The organism is Micromonospora sp. CA-111912, from assembly GCF_050948415.1.
Taxonomy (GTDB): Bacteria; Actinomycetota; Actinomycetes; order Mycobacteriales; family Micromonosporaceae; genus Micromonospora.
This window is the reverse complement of record NZ_CP192007.1, coordinates 1,864,317-1,878,530: the sequence shown is the minus strand read 5'-3', so window position 1 is coordinate 1,878,530 and position 14,214 is coordinate 1,864,317. Positions and strand designations below refer to the sequence as shown.

At 74.9% G+C, this 14,214-nt stretch carries 12 protein-coding genes; 4 read left to right on the top strand and 8 right to left on the bottom strand.

All coding sequences use genetic code 11. The annotated features are described in order from the left end of the window. Nucleotides 1–93: 93 nt before the first annotated feature. The gene (locus ACQPZO_RS08605; protein ID WP_433348597.1) at nt 94–873 is read right to left on the bottom strand and encodes an NAD(P)H-dependent oxidoreductase; all 780 of its coding nucleotides are present in this window, start codon (nt 871–873) and stop codon (nt 94–96) included. A 138-nt stretch (nt 874–1,011) separates the two neighbouring features. On the opposite strand from ACQPZO_RS08605, the gene ACQPZO_RS08600 reads away from it, so the two are divergent. Then, nucleotides 1,012–1,860, top strand: coding sequence for a helix-turn-helix transcriptional regulator (locus ACQPZO_RS08600; RefSeq protein ID WP_433348595.1), 849 nt, complete (start codon nt 1,012–1,014; stop codon nt 1,858–1,860). Nucleotides 1,861–1,981: 121 nt separating this feature from the next. Here the strand turns inward: ACQPZO_RS08600 and ACQPZO_RS08595 are convergent, their stop codons facing one another. Beyond that, complete coding sequence (locus ACQPZO_RS08595) at nt 1,982–2,200, bottom strand: hypothetical protein (RefSeq protein ID WP_433348593.1); 219 nt, start codon at nt 2,198–2,200, stop codon at nt 1,982–1,984. Nucleotides 2,201–2,335: 135 nt separating this feature from the next. On the opposite strand from ACQPZO_RS08595, the gene ACQPZO_RS08590 reads away from it, so the two are divergent. Together ACQPZO_RS08590 and ACQPZO_RS08585 are read left to right on the top strand one after the other, a co-directional pair. Continuing rightward, entirely contained in the window at nt 2,336–3,448 is a 1,113-nt protein-coding gene (locus ACQPZO_RS08590; protein WP_433350887.1) for an ATP-dependent DNA ligase, read from the top strand. 56 nt (nt 3,449–3,504) lie between these two features. After that, nucleotides 3,505–5,067 (top strand): alpha/beta hydrolase, encoded by a 1,563-nt coding sequence (locus ACQPZO_RS08585; protein ID WP_433350885.1) that lies wholly within the window; start codon nt 3,505–3,507, stop codon nt 5,065–5,067. Nucleotides 5,068–5,071: 4 nt separating this feature from the next. Here ACQPZO_RS08585 and ACQPZO_RS08580 read toward each other — a convergent pair whose 3' ends face one another. Continuing rightward, on the bottom strand, nt 5,072–5,560 hold the full coding sequence (locus ACQPZO_RS08580; protein WP_433348591.1) for a potassium channel family protein: 489 nt from the start codon (nt 5,558–5,560) through the stop codon (nt 5,072–5,074). Between the two features lie 75 nt (nt 5,561–5,635). Here ACQPZO_RS08580 and ACQPZO_RS08575 point away from each other — a divergent pair, with 75 nt between their 5' ends. Beyond that, on the top strand, nt 5,636–6,088 hold the full coding sequence (locus ACQPZO_RS08575; RefSeq protein WP_433348589.1) for an N-acetyltransferase family protein: 453 nt from the start codon (nt 5,636–5,638) through the stop codon (nt 6,086–6,088). 132 nt (nt 6,089–6,220) lie between these two features. Here the strand turns inward: ACQPZO_RS08575 and ACQPZO_RS08570 are convergent, their stop codons facing one another. From ACQPZO_RS08570 to ACQPZO_RS08550, 5 genes are read right to left on the bottom strand one after another with little or no spacing between them, the layout of a single operon-like run. Continuing rightward, nucleotides 6,221–6,952 (bottom strand): ABC transporter ATP-binding protein, encoded by a 732-nt coding sequence (locus ACQPZO_RS08570; RefSeq protein WP_433348587.1) that lies wholly within the window; start codon nt 6,950–6,952, stop codon nt 6,221–6,223. Next, nucleotides 6,949–7,941, bottom strand: coding sequence for an ABC transporter ATP-binding protein (locus tag ACQPZO_RS08565; protein ID WP_433348585.1), 993 nt, complete (start codon nt 7,939–7,941; stop codon nt 6,949–6,951). The genes ACQPZO_RS08570 and ACQPZO_RS08565 overlap by 4 nt, the downstream gene beginning before the upstream one ends. A 1-nt stretch (nt 7,942) precedes the next feature. Further along, nucleotides 7,943–10,633 (bottom strand): FtsX-like permease family protein, encoded by a 2,691-nt coding sequence (locus ACQPZO_RS08560; RefSeq protein ID WP_433348583.1) that lies wholly within the window; start codon nt 10,631–10,633, stop codon nt 7,943–7,945. Beyond that, complete coding sequence (locus ACQPZO_RS08555; RefSeq protein ID WP_433348581.1) at nt 10,630–10,851, bottom strand: hypothetical protein; 222 nt, start codon at nt 10,849–10,851, stop codon at nt 10,630–10,632. Before ACQPZO_RS08555 ends, ACQPZO_RS08560 begins: the two co-directional genes overlap by 4 nt. 11 nt (nt 10,852–10,862) lie before the next feature. Then, nucleotides 10,863–14,054 carry an FtsX-like permease family protein gene (locus ACQPZO_RS08550; protein WP_433348579.1) on the bottom strand — a complete coding sequence of 1,064 codons (3,192 nt, stop codon included), beginning with the start codon at nt 14,052–14,054 and terminating at the stop codon, nt 10,863–10,865. Nucleotides 14,055–14,214: the final 160 nt, after the last annotated feature.

The window sequence follows — 14,214 nt, the reverse complement described above, 5'->3', positions numbered from 1 at the left end:
CACCCTGGCCGTTGCGCTCACCCTCACCGCCGCCTCGGCCCCCTGGCTGCTCCTCGGGTTCGCGCCCCAGCTCGTCCTGTCCATCGCCGGCGGTCAGCCACGCAGGTGCAGCCCGAATCCCGTACGGCCCGCGGGTTCCAGTCCCTCCTTCAGCTGCAACGAGGGGATCTCGTAGTCACCGAAGTTCTGCCGCCGGAACGCGATCGGCTCGGTCGAGTCCAGGGTGAGCAGGCGCTGTTCCCATGCCTTGGCGACGTCCGGGTAGTCCTCGCCGGTCATCCGGTCGGCGCCGTACAGCACGAACGGCGGCAGCACCTCGATGCCCGGGTAATAGAGGATGCCGTGGTGGATCGGGAACAGCAGATCGTCGATGGGGCCGTTGATCCCGCGAGCGGCGTAATGCGACTCCGGGCCGCCGGCGGTCACCGACAGCAGAGCCTTCCGGCCCGCGAGGGTGCCTTCGCCGAAGCGCTCGCCGTACCTGGTGTCGCTGTGCTCGCCGACGCCGTACGCGAAGTGGTAGGTGAACACCCGGTCCACCCAGCCTTTGAGGATCGCGGGCATCGTGTACCACCACAGCGGGAACTGGAAGATGATCGTGTCGGCCCACAGCAGCTTCTCCTGCTCGGCGAGGACGTCCGGGGTGAGCGTCCTGGCGTCGAAGGCCCGGCCCGAGTCCAGGGCGACCCTCAGCGGACTTGAGGCGTCGGGGCCGTAGTCCGCGGCGTCCACGACCGCCTTCCAGTTCATCGCGTACAGATCGCTCACCCGCACCTCGTGCCCGGCGGCTTCCAATGTGGACACCGCGAGGTCCTTCAGCGAACTGTTGAGCGACTTCGGCTCTGGGTGGGCGTAGACGATCAGCGTCTTCATGGAAACTCCTTCGGATCGGGTGCCTTCGATTCTGGGCGCCGCGTCGCCCGGCGTTCAGGGGCGCCTCTTCCATCGGACGGGACTTCCTGGTAACGGGAGGACCACCTTCGTGGGCACCACCGAGGCGATACTGGGGGCATGGATGATCTCGCGGGGTTCCTGCGGACCCGGCGTTCCCGGGTCGACCCGGCGGCCGTCGGCATCCCCACCGACAGCCGCCGCCGGGTCGAAGGGCTGCGCCGCGAAGAGGTCGCGCACCTGTCCGGAGTCAGCGTCGACTACTACGTACGCCTGGAGCAGGGCCGCGCGACCCAGCCCTCCGAGCAGGTCCTCGACGCGCTCGCCCGCGTCCTCGGCCTCGACGAGACCGAACGCGGGCACCTCTACCGGCTCGCCCGGCAGCGCCGTCGCCGCGCGAGGGCGCCGGGCGGGCGGGTCCGGCCGGAGCTGCTGCGCATCCTCGACCTGGTCGTCGACGCACCCACGCTGATCATGGACCACCGCCTGGACGTGCTCGCCGGGAACCGCCTCGCCGGGCTCCTCTACAGCCGGCCGATGCCGGGCCTGAACACCGCCCGGCACCTCTTCCTTGAGGAGGCCGAGCGCGGCCTTTACGCGGACTGGGAGAATTGCACCCTCGACGTGGTCGGGCACCTGCGCCTGGCCGCCGGCAAATACCCCGAGGACCCCCGCCTGGCCTCGCTCATCGGCGAGCTGGCGATGGGCAGCGAGCGCTTCCGCCGCCTCTGGGCCCGCGCGGACGTACGCGCCCGCACACATGGACGCAAGGCGTTCCGGCACCCGCTGGTCGGACTGCTGGAGCTGCACCAGGAGAACTTTGCATTACCGGACGAATCAGGCAGGGAGCTGCTGGTGCTGTCCGCGCCCCCCGGCAGCCCCGCCGAGGACGGGCTGCGCCTGCTCGCGGGCCTGGGCGCGGACAGCGGTGACGCGCAGCCCACAGTCAACGCTCAGGTCCGCGAGTAACCCGACGACGCCCACTCAACCGCCGGGAACGCCTCAACACCGACGGCCTTCACGATCACACTGACGACCCGGCCCGGCTACGCCGGGAACCTCAGCACCGCTCGCCCCTGTCCGGGACGGGTCAGGCCGCCTCGGTCTCGTGGAGGTCGGCGAGGGTGAGCGGGGTACGGCGGCGCAGCAGGTCGTCCAGTTCGGCGACGGTGCCGACCTCGCCGAGCACGTCCTTGCCGCCGCCGAAGCGGGCCGGGTAGCGGCGCACCAGGCGGTAGCGGTACCGGCCGCGGATCAGCTCGACGCTGACCCCCCAGCGCCCGCAGCACCCGCAGATCCACTCCCGCATCCGGCGAAACTAGCTCCGAGCTGCGGAAACGCCATCCGGTCCCGGGGGAACGAACGGGATGGACCGGGACAGGTCACCCCCTCACCCCCGGTGATCCGCCTCACGACTGTCGGTGGTGTCTGGTTGACTGTCGCCGTGGACCTGCCGATCAACCCGCCGGTCGAGCCGATGCTGGCCAAGGCCGTGTCGCGACTGCCCACCGACCCCGGTATGACGTACGAGCCGAAGTGGGACGGCTTCCGCTGCATCGTGTTCCGCGACGGCGACGAGGTGGAGCTGGCCAGCCGGGGCGGCAAGACGATGACCCGCTACTTCCCCGAGGTGGTCGAGCAGGCGCTGCGGCAGCTCCCCGAGCGCTGCGCCGTCGACGGCGAGCTGATCGTGATCCGGCGCGACGGCCCGGACGGCCAGCCCCGGCTCGACTTCGAGCTGCTCGCCCAGCGCATCCATCCCGCCGCGTCCCGGGTGAAGCTGCTGGCCGAGACCACCCCGGCCGACTTCGTCGCCTTCGACCTGCTCGCCCTCGACGACGAGCTGCTGACCGACCAGCCGTACCCGCAGCGCCGGGCCCGGCTGGAGCAGGCCCTGGCCGGGGTCCGCCCGCCGGTGCACGTCACCCAGGTCACCACGGACCCGGAAAAGGCCCGCCGCTGGTTCGACGTGTTCGAGGGCGCGGGGCTCGACGGGCTCATCGTCAAGCCGGCCGACCTGCCGTACGAGCCGGGCAAGCGGCTGATGTTCAAGGTCAAGCACGCCCGCACGGCCGACGTGGTGGTGGCCGGCTTCCGCTGGCACAAGACCGGGCCGGTGGTCGGCTCGCTGCTGCTCGGCCTCTACGACGAGGCCGGCATCCTGCACCACATCGGGGTCAGCTCCTCGTTCACGGCGGCCCGGCGCGAGGAGCTGCTGGACGAGCTGGCCCCCTACCGGGACGTCGGCGACGAGCACCCCTGGGTGCACGGCGACCACGAGCGCGGCCAGCGCATCCCCGGCGGGGTGAGCCGGTGGACGGGGACGAAGAACCTCGAGTGGGAGCCGCTGCGCCCGGAGTTGGTGGCCGAGGTGGGCTACGACGCGATGGAGGGCGACCGGCTCCGGCACACCGCCCGGTTCGTCCGCTGGCGGCCCGACCGCGATCCCCGGTCCTGCGGCTACGACCAGCTCGACCGCCCGATCAGGTACGACGTCGACCAGGTCCTGCGCGGCGATCCGGCGGCGACCGCCGAGGCCGTCCCGGGACGGGCGTAGCCTGAGCCGTCGACCCGACCACGAGAGGCGTGCCGGTGACCCGCTTTCCCGACCGGATCCGCCGGGTCCGGCTGACCATCGCCGGGCTCGTCGCGGCGGCGGTGGTCGCCACCGGCTGCACGATGCCCGCGTTCGCCCCGCGCACGGAGACCGAGGGCGAGGCCGCGCCGACGGGTGCCGCGCCGACCTGGCGGGCCTGCCCGGAGGTGGCCGACGAGCTGGTGGGCCGGGGCGCGCCGGACATGCGGTACGAGTGCACGCGGATCGCCGTGCCGCGCAACTGGGGCTCCGGCACCGGCGCCACGGCCGGCCCGGGCAGCGGGGAGACCTTCGAGATCGCCCTGCTGCGGGCCCGGTCCACGAAGCAGCGGAACCGGATCGGCTCACTCGTGATCAACCCGGGCGGCCCCGGCAGCTCCGGGGTGGACACGGCCGTCTACCTCTCCTTCGGCCCGGCGTTCGGAGGGCTGCCCCCGTCGGTCACCGAGCGGTTCGACATCGTCGGGTTCGACCCGCGCGGGGTGGCCCGGTCCAGCCCGGTGAAGTGCATCCCCGACACCGACCTGGACGCCAGCTTCGGCTACGACCCGGACCCGGAGTCCCAGGCATCCTTCGACGGGTTCGTCGCGCTCAACCAGCGGATCGGGCGGGGCTGCGGCGACAAGTACGGCAACCAGCTCTCGCTCTACGGCACCGAGCAGGCCGCCCGGGACATGGACGCGGTGCGCGCGGCGGTCGGCGACGAGAAGCTGACCTACCTCGGCTACTCCTACGGCACCCTGCTCGGGGCGACGTACGCCCAGCTCTACCCGCAGCGGGTCCGGGCCCTGGTGCTCGACGGCGCGGTGGACCCGACGCAGGACCTGGTGGCCGGCTCGGAGAGTCAGGCGAAGGGCTTCGAGCGGGCGTTCGACAACTTCGCCCGGTGGTGCGCGGCCAACACCGGGCGCTGCCCGCTCGCCCCGGACGCCCGGGCCGCGGTGACCTCGGCGATCGACAAGGCCAGGGTCTCCCCGGTGAAGGCGGCGGACGGCCGGGAGGCCACCGCGGGCTGGGTCTTCTACGCGGTCATCTCCTCGCTCTACACGGAGTCGGGCTGGCAGGAGCTGGCCCAGGCGATCGACCGGCTCGACGGCGGCGATCCGGCTGAGGTGTTCCGGCTGGCCGACTCGTACGCGGGCCGGGAGGACGACGGGCGGTACTCGAACCTGTTCGACGCCAACCTCGCGGTCAACTGCACCGACGAGTCGGAGAAGCCGACCCTGCAGCGGGTTCGCCAGCTCCAGTCGCAGTGGCGGGAGAAGTACCCGCTGTTCGGCCCGGCGTTGGCCGTGGGCATGCTCGGCTGCGTCGAGTGGCCGGGTGGGCGGGACCCGTATCCGACCGGCAAGGCCGTCGGCGCGCCGCCCATCGTGGTGGTGGGCACGACCGGCGACCCGGCGACCCCGTACGAGCAGACCCCGAAGCTGGCCTCGATGCTGGGCGTGGGCCGGGTGCTGACCTGGGAGGGCGAGGGGCACACGGCGTACCCGCAGACGAACTGCGTGACGAACGCGGTGGACGCCTACCTGGTCTCGTTGACGGTGCCCCGGGAGGGGCTGCGCTGCCCGGCCCGCTGACGGCTCACCCCCGGCGGCGGCCCCGGCCCCGCCTTCTGGTCGCCCGCGGCGGGGCGGGCGAGGGGGCCGGCTCGGCCGGCAGGACGATCCCGTGCCGGGCCGCCAACTCCTCCAGCAGTGCCCGCATCCGCCGCACGTCGGCCTTCAACTCCTCCTGCTCGGCGTGCTCGAAGGCGTCGTCGTCCACGATCAACTGGCTGGCGAAGTGCGCGGTGATCAGCGGGATGACCAGCAGCACCATGGTCGAGATGAGCAGGGCCGCGAGGGTGCGCCCCGCGCCGGTGGTCGGCGAGATGTCGCCGTACCCGACGGTGGAGGCGGTCACCACCGCCCACCACACCGAATCGGTGGCGCTCTTGTGCTCCACGTGGCTGTAGATGACCCCGGCCACAATGATCATCAACAGGTACGACGCGATCAGCGTCCGGGGCGAGTTGGCGAACCAGACCAGCCCCCGGTAGACCCAGCGGAACGGCAGCAGCAGGACGTCCATGTCGCATCATGCTGCCCCCTGCCGGCAACCAGGTCGCCGGGGCATCGCCCCGGGTCGCTGTGCCAGGCTGATGCCATGCGCACCGTGATCTTCCGGGAGGCGGTCCGGGCCGACCTGCCGGCCGTCATCGCCCTGCTGGCCGACGACATGCTGGGCAAGGCCCGCGATTTCACCGAGGTCGACGAGGCGTACGAGAGGGCGTTCGCGGACATCTCCGCCGACCCCCGCAACCACCTCGTGGTGGCCGACGAGGACGGGGTGCTGGTGGGCTGCATGCAGATCACCTACATCCCCGGGCTCGGCCGGCACGGGGCCGAGCGGTCGCTCATCGAGGCGGTGCGGGTGCGCTCGGACCGCCGCGGGCAGGGGCTGGGGCGGGAGATGATGCGCTGGGCGATCGACCAGGCCAGGCGGCGCGGCTGCGCGCTGGTGCAGCTCACCACGGACAAGACCCGCGCGGACGCCCACCGCTTCTACCGCCACCTCGGCTTCGTCGCCACCCACGAGGGCATGAAGCTCCCCCTCTGAACCCACCCCACCCCACCCTCCCTCCCCACCCCACCCCTCCCCGCGATCTTGCAGTTGCGGCCCGGCCATACCAGGTGAAACGCCCATACTGAGGGCCGCAAGTGCAAGATCGCGGAGGGCTGGGGGGTGGGGTCAGGCGGGGAGGGTGGGGAGGAGTTGGCCGTCGCGGAGGGTCAGGGTGCGGTCGGCCAGCTCGATGAGGGCCGGGTCGTGCGTGGCGACCAGCGCGGTCATCCCGCGCGCGTGCACCACCGCCCGGAGCAGGTCCATGATCGACCGGCCGGTCTCCGAGTCGAGCTGGCCGGTGGGCTCGTCGGCGATCAGCAGGTCCGGCTCGTTGGCCAGGGCCCGGGCCAGCGCCACCCGCTGCTGCTGCCCGCCGGAGAGCTCGTACGGCCGCTGCGCGGCGTGCCCGCCCAGCCCGACCAGCTCCAGCAGCACCGACACCCGCTCCTCCCGCTCGACGGCGGGCACCTTCGCCAGCCGCAGTGGCACCCCGACGTTCTCGGCGGCGGAGAGGATCGGGATCAGTCCGAAGGTCTGGAAGACGAAGCCGACGGTGCCCCGGCGCAACCGCAGCAGCTCCCGCTCGCCGGCCGTGCCGAGGTCGTGCCCGGCCACCCGGACCTGCCCGGAGTCCGGCCGGTCCAGGCCGCCGACCAGGTTCAGCAGGGTGGTCTTGCCGGCGCCCGACCGCCCCTGCAGGGCGACCAGCTCGCCCTTGCCTGCGGTGAACGAGACGTCCCGGACGGCGTGCACGGCACGCTCACCCCGGCCGAAGGTACGGCTCAACCCGGTCACCCGCACCACCTCCTCGATGGTGGTGGCGGTGGCCGCCGGGCGTGAGAACGGCTGCTCGGTCATGCGTCACTCCGTTCGGCGTCGGCCCGGTCACCCGGCCGCACCTCGACGTGGTCGGGTTCCAGGTTGAGTCGGACCCGGTCGCGCAGGGCCAGCGTGTCCACGAAGGACGCCGGGAGCTGCATCCGGCCGGCGCGGTCGAGCACCGCGTACTCCTCGCTGACCAGCTCGGTGGCGCCGTCCGCGCCGATCCGGGCGGTGCGGCGTACCTCGGAGGAGGTCCGGCCGTCGCGGATCGCGACGGTCCGGCGGACCTGGGTGGACACGGCGGAGTCGTGGGTCACCACCACCACCGTCACCCCCAGCTCCGCGTTGATCTGCCGCAGCGCGGCGAAGACCTCGGCGCCGGTGGCCTCGTCCAGCTCGCCGGTCGGCTCATCGGCGAAGAGCACCTCCGGGTCGTTGGCCACCGCCACGGAGATCGCGCAGCGCTGCTGCTCCCCGCCGCTGAGCTGTCCCGGCCGCCGGTCGGCGAGGTGGCCCACGCCGACCAGTTCGAGCAGCTCCCGGGCTCGATCCCGGCGGACCCGCCGCCCGCGCCGCCCGGCCAGCTTCATCGGCAGCTCGACGTTCTCCAGGGCGGTCAGGTACGGCAGCAGGTTGCGCCCGGTCTGCTGCCAGACGAAGCCGGCCATCTCCCGCCGGTAGCTGAGCCTGCGCCGGGCGGAGAGGGTGAGCAGGTCGTACTCGGCGACCCGGGCGATGCCGGCGGTCGGGGTGTCCAGCCCGGACAGGATGTTCAGCAGGGTCGACTTGCCCGACCCGGACGCCCCGACGATCGCGACCAGCTCACCCCGGTCGATGACCAGGTCGAGGCCCTGCAACGCGACCACCTCGATGCCGTCGGACTTGAAGATCCGCACCAGGCCGTCGCAGACGATGTGTCCGCGCAGCCGGTCCTGCCCGCCGGCCCGCTCGGCCGCGCGTTGCGCGGCCCGCTCCTGCAGGGTGGCCAGGTCCGGTACGGCGGACGCCTCCACGGTGGCTGTCATCTCAGCTCTCCTCTCCGAGCCGCAGCACCTCACCGAGGCGCAGCCGGCGGTTGTTCAGCGTCTCCACGGTCACCGCGAGGGCCAGCGCCACCGCGCCGACCACGAGCACGGCGCCGACCAACCCGGGCGAGAACGCGACCCGGACCGGTGTGCCCCCGGTGAACGCGGTCAGCCCGAGCACCGGGGTCAGCAGCAGGGGCAGCAGCGCGCCCGTCACCGCGCCGGTGAGCAGCGCGACGGCGACCAGCGGCGTCAGCTCGACCAGCAGCAGCGCGCGCCACTGGCGACGGGACAGGCCGAGGGTGCGCAGCCGGGACAGCACCTGCCCCCGGGCCCGCGCCCCGGCGAGCACCGCGAAGGCGATCGCCAGCAGGCCGAGGGCGGCCCCGCCGCCCGCCCCGGCGGCGAAACCGAAGACCAGCAGGCCGTTCGCGCCGCCCTCGCCGAGGGAGTCCCGGGCGCCCCGCCAGGTGGTCACCTCGGCGCCGCGCGGTCGCTCCCCCGCGACGATGGTGCCGCCGCTCTGGTAGCGGTGCTGCCCCTCGTCGCCCGCCTGCCGCAGCGCCTCCACGTCGAATCCGTCGCCGGAGATCAGGAAGGCCGTCGGCACCGGGCCGGTCGGGCCCGAGGCGGGCAACGCCTGCCAGGGCAGCACCACGAACCGGTCGGTGGCGGCCGGGACGAGTGGGAAGCCGTCCGCCGTGCCGGCCATCCGGAACAGGTAGTCGCGTCCCTGCACGGACACCAGGGCCGAGCCGTCGAGGCCCTTGCGGGCCAGGTCGGCGGCCAGCGCCGGGGAGACCAGCGCGGGGGCCGGCCCCTGGGCGGGTTCGCCCCGCAGTTGCGGGGGCACCGACACCGCCAGCCCGGCGTCCCGGGCCGCCTCGGCGAACCCGGGCCCGTCGACCAGCAGCACGGTGACGGCGGCGAGCCCCGCGTCGGCGCCGCGCGGGTGGGAGATCCGCAGCGCGGTGTCCCGCACGACCGGGGTGGCCCGCCGGACGCCGGGCAGCGCCCGGAGGGCGGCACCGGTGTCGGGGGCGAGCCGCTCGCCGTCGACCAGCGCGGACGCCGGCACGGCGAGCGTCGCCGTCCGGTCCCGACCGGCCTCGATGCCGGTGGCCACGACGGCGCAGAACGCCGCCGTCGCGATCGCCACCACCACGACGATCACCGGCGCGGTGGCGGCCGACCGGCTCGCCCGGGCGGCACCGAGGAACGTCACGCTGCCCCGCAGCCGGGCGGCGACGCGGCTCAGCAGCCGCAGCGGCCAGGGATAGAGCCGCTGCGCGAGCACCGCCGCAGCGACGGCCAGCAGCACCGGCACCGAGATCAGCAGCGGATCGACCGACCCCGGGGTCAGGCCCCGGCGCCGCAGCAGCACGACGGCCAACACGGCCAGCGCCACGACCAGCAGTTCCACGGTCAGCCGGCGGCCACCGGGGCGGGCGGTCACCAGGTCGCGCCGGCCGCCCGGGACGGCCGAGACGGCCAGCGTGGCCAGCGGCAGGGCCAGGGTGGCCAGGACCGCCGTGGCCAGGGCCAGCCAGTCAGCCCAGCCGCCGGAGCCGGGCAGCAGCCGGCCGAGCAACCACCCCAGCGCCGCGGCCGGCGGGACGACCAGCAGCGACTCGGCGAGGCTGCGCAGCGCACCGCTGGCCGGTGCGCCGCCCCGGGCGACCAGCAGGGCGAACTCGGTCTCCCGGCGGCGGGCCGCGAGCCGGGCGGCGAGCCCGATCAACCCGGCCAGGGTGGCGATCACCCCCGCGGCGATCACCGCGAGCAGCGTCCGCGCGGCGGAGACAGCGTCGAGGAACTGCTGCAACGGGACGTCCACCGCCTGGGTGACCTTCAGCCCCGGCGGGGACTCACGGACCAGCCGCCGCACGCCGTCGATCACGGCGGGCACGTCGGCCACGTCCAAGCCGGCGGCGCCCAGCCGGTACCGCCAGGAGAACCGGACCGCGCCGCCGGCGGCGGCCACCGCGTCCAGGCCGGCGTCGCCGGTCACCGCCACCATCTCGTACGGCTCCCCGTCGCCGGCCGGTTCGGTCACCCGCTGGACCAGCGGCAGCGTGTCCCAGATCCCGTCCGCCGGTCGGTTCGGCTCGAAGACCCCGACCACGAGCAGCCACAGCGGTCCGGCCCCCTTCCCCGCGGCCCAGCGCAAGCGGCTGCCTGCCCGCAGGTTCAGCTTCCGCGCCGTGTCGGTGGCCAGCGCTACCTCGACCGGCCGGTCCGGCCCGGTCGCCTCGGTCGGCCAGCGCCCCTCGACCAGGGTGGCCGCCTCCGCGACGCCGGGCAGCACGCGCAGCCGGGAGACGACGAGGAGGTTCTTCGCCGCCAGGTCCGGCCCGGTCAGCCTGCCGAACGCGGTCTCCGCGACATACCAGCGGCTCTGCACTGCGGCCCGGACCGGGGGCGGCATGCTCGCCTCGAACGCGTCGAGCTCACGGCCCCGCGCCGCACTGACCGGCCCCTGGCCCCCCTCGACCGATACCTCCTCGGCGCTCCGGGTCAGGTCCCGCTCGGCGACCGGGCGGCCGGCCACGTACTCCCGAAGGCCCTGCTGCACGAGCCGGTCGGCGACGCGGGGGATCCCGGTGACCAGCAGCACGGCCACCAGGGCCAGCACCCCCAGCAGCAGGAACTGCCCGCCGAAGGCCCGCACCCGGCGGGCGGCCCCGGTCATCGGCTGCCCGCCCCGGTACGCACGGTCACTGCACTCACTGCTCTCCCCCGATCCGTGGCCGCGCCGCCGCGACCCACCGGCCCGCGTCGGACCGCGACCGCGCCGACGCCGTTGACTGATCCACGCCGGCCGGCGACCACGCCGACGCCCTCCACCGGCCAGGCCCGGACCGCGACCACGCCGACGCTCTCCACCGGCCCGGGCCGAACCGCGACCACGCCGACGCTCCTCACTGGTCACCGCCGAACCGCAGTTGCGCCGCCGCCAGCCGCTGGCGGATTCCCGTGGCGATCGCCGTGCTGAACGCGAGCGCCGCCAGCAGCAGGCCGAGGGCGGTACCGACGACCGGCAGCCAGGGCAGCGCGAAGGCCGCCTCCGGCACCGGTCGGTCCGCCGCCCGGGTGAGCACCACGAGCGGGGCCATGGTGGCACCCACCCCGGCGCCGACCAGCAGCCCGACGCCGACGCCGATCCCGGCCAGGAATGCCTGTTCGGCGAGCAGCGCGCGGGCCAGCAGCCGTGGCGTGGCGCCCAGCGTGTGCAGGACGGTCAGCTCCCCGATCCGTCGGCGCGCGGTGGCCCAGACGTCCACGCCCAGCCCGACCAGGGCGAGCAGGAGAGAGCCCAGCGCCGCCGCGAGCAGACCGGTTCGGGTGCCGAGCCAGTACGGGTCACGGTCGGCCTCCGCCGCCGTCGCCCGCCGGTCCAGCACGGTGACCCCGGGCAGGTCGGCGACCGCCCGCGCCGCCTCCGGATACCCGCCGGGGTCGGTGCGCACCCACCACTCCGAGACCGGCCGGACCGCCCCCTTGGCGCGGATCAGCCAGTCGACCGCGGCGGGCAGGTCCAGCAGCATGCCGGCCGCCGATCCGGTGGCCGGCACCGCCTCGACCTCGCCCACCACCTGGACCGACAGGGTGGCCCCGGAGAGGCTGACCTGCATCGTGTCGCCCTGGCCGACGCTCAGCGCCCGGGCCACCTGCGGGGTGATCAACGCCGGCACCGGCGGGCTGTCCCCGACCGGCACGACGGCGAAGCGGCTGGACGGCTGCGACGCGAACCGGCCGCCCTCGACGACCGCGACCCACCGGCCGGTGCGCAGCCCGCCGCCGTCGTCGTCGAGCCGGACCGGCTCCGCCTGCTTCGGCTCGTCCACCAGGGTCACCCAGTCGCCGGTGAGCCGCACCGGGCTCGTCGTCCCGGCGGCATCCACCGTGCGCAGCCCGGTCACCTCCAGCCCGTAGTTGGAGCCCAGCGCCGGGCCCCCGGTGGCCTCGAAGCCGGCCAGCCGGTAGGCCCGGCCACCGGTGTCGGGCAGGTCCACCGCCGCCGGGACCGGCCGACCGTCGCTGCCCCCGGTGGCCAGCGGTACCCGCCAGGAACCGCCGTCAGCCGTGGTGAGCAGCACGGACACCGCGACCGGGTGCGGGCGCATGGCCCCGGTGACCGGGGTGCGGACGGTGCCGGTGAGCCGTCGGGTGTCGGCGGGCAGCTCGACGCCGGCGGGCGCGACCCGGCCCCGTACCTGACGGTCGAACAGGGCCCGGGCCGGCTCGTCGAGGATCCGGTCGTTGAGCCGGACCACGCCCGGCGCCGCCGCCGCGTCGATGCTCAGCACGCTGACCGGCAGGTCCTCGCGTCCCACCCGGATGTCGTCGCGCCAGGCGGGCAGCGTCCGGTCGACGCCGGGTGCTCCGGCCAGCCGGCCCGCCCGGTCAGCCGGCGCGGCCCCGGAGCGCTCGACCAGCCGCAGGTCGGCGCCGACGCTGTGGTCGGCCTGGTCGACGTGCGACCGTTCCCCGGTGGTGACCAGCGACCAGGCCAGGGTGCTACCGCCCACGGCGAGCGCGAGCAGCAGCACCGGGCCGGCATGCGGACGCCGGCCGGCCTGCCACATGCCCAGCATCGTGGCGGTCCAGGGCCGGGCGTCCACGAACCGCTCGGCGAACCGGGTGGCCGGCGGCAGCAGGCGCAGCGCGAGCACGGCGCCGGCCAGCACGCCCAGCGTCGGCGCCGCCACCAGCAGCGGGTCGATGCCGAGCCGGCCGCCCGCACCGGCCAGCGGTGAGGAGTACTGCCGCAGCTGGACCCAGGCGAGCACGGCCAGGCCGACCAGGGCCAGGTCGGCGCCGGCCCGCTGGGCCGTGGCGGCCCGGCTCGGCCGGGACCGGGCCGCCAGGTCGGCGACGTACGTGCCGGCCCGGCGCATCGCCGGCAGCACCATGGCCACCAGACAGCCGGCGGCAGTGGCGGCGGCGACCGCCCAGGTGAGCGTGCTCCCCGCGGCCGACGGGTCGGACCACGTCTGGTCCTGGCCGACGTGGCGCAGGGCCTCGGCGGCGAGCGGCGGCCCGAGCAGCGCGGCCGGGAGGACCACCAGGGCCGCCTCCCTGGCGGCCAGGCCGGCGATCTGTCGCCGGGCCGCGCCCCGGGCGCGCAGCAGCGCCGTCTGCGCGCGGCGATCCTCGTTGAGCAGGGCGGCCACCAGCACCAGCGCGTAGCCGCCGAGAACCAGGATGAGCAGCAGCGGGGTGAGCAGCGAGGAACGGCCCACCAGGTCGGCGCGCCCGAGCCGGTCGATCAGCCGGTCCATCGTGGTGACGCTCCGGGCGGACGAGCCGAGACCGGTCGCCTCGGGCAGCTCCGCGACCTCGGTGGCGACGGCCCGCTTGACGGCCCCCAGCCGGCTCGGCTCGACGGCGGCCAGATCGGGTTCGACCAGCCAGGACGCCGACGTGGTGGCGGGGAAGGTCCGGTCGAAGTCGGCCGGATCGAGCAGGAACGGCCCGTACGACGTGGCGGAGCCGGCGGCGACGGCGCCCGGCGCGAGCCGCCAGTACGACCCGGCCGGGTCCCGGGGCCGGAAGAGCCCGACCACCTCCACCTGGCTGGTCCGTTCGCTGGCCCGGTCCCGCAGTGGCACCCGCTCGCCGACGGTCAGGCCGAGCAGGCCGGCGACCCGTTCCGGCAGCAGCGCCTGCATCGGCTCGGCACCACGTTCGGGCTGCCGCCCGGCGACCAGGTCGGCGTGGCCGTTCAGGTCCTCCAGGGTGGTCAGCTCGGCGAAGACCGGATCGGTGCCGGTGCGGGCCACCCCGAGGTCGCCGGTCAGCTCGCGGCCGGTGCCGTAGCGGGCCCCACGCACCGCCACGGACGCCCCGCCGAGCCCGTCGGCGAAACGGGCCCGGACTGCCCTGTCCCGGTCGGCGTAGGCGGCCCGGTCCGCGCCACCGGAGCCACTGACCAGCAGGCTGCGCTCCTGCGCGGGAGACGCGGCGAACACCGCCCGCTGCCCCGCGTCGACGGCCCGCCGGTTGTAGTCGGCCAACCCGGTGACGAGGGCGATCGCCACCAGGGCCGCCACCACCGCGGCGAGCAGCAGCCCCCGGGCCGCCCGGGCCCGCCTCCACACCATCGCCATCGCGCCGCCTTCCTGGGCCCAGCGGGCCGACGATCACAATGACTCGCTGCGGGTCCGGAAAGGTTCGCGCCCGTTATCCGACCGTTATGGCGGACCCGCAGCGCGGTGGCCCGTCCCGCCCCACCCGTGGCCGCCGGCCCCGGCGTCGATCTGCTTGGAT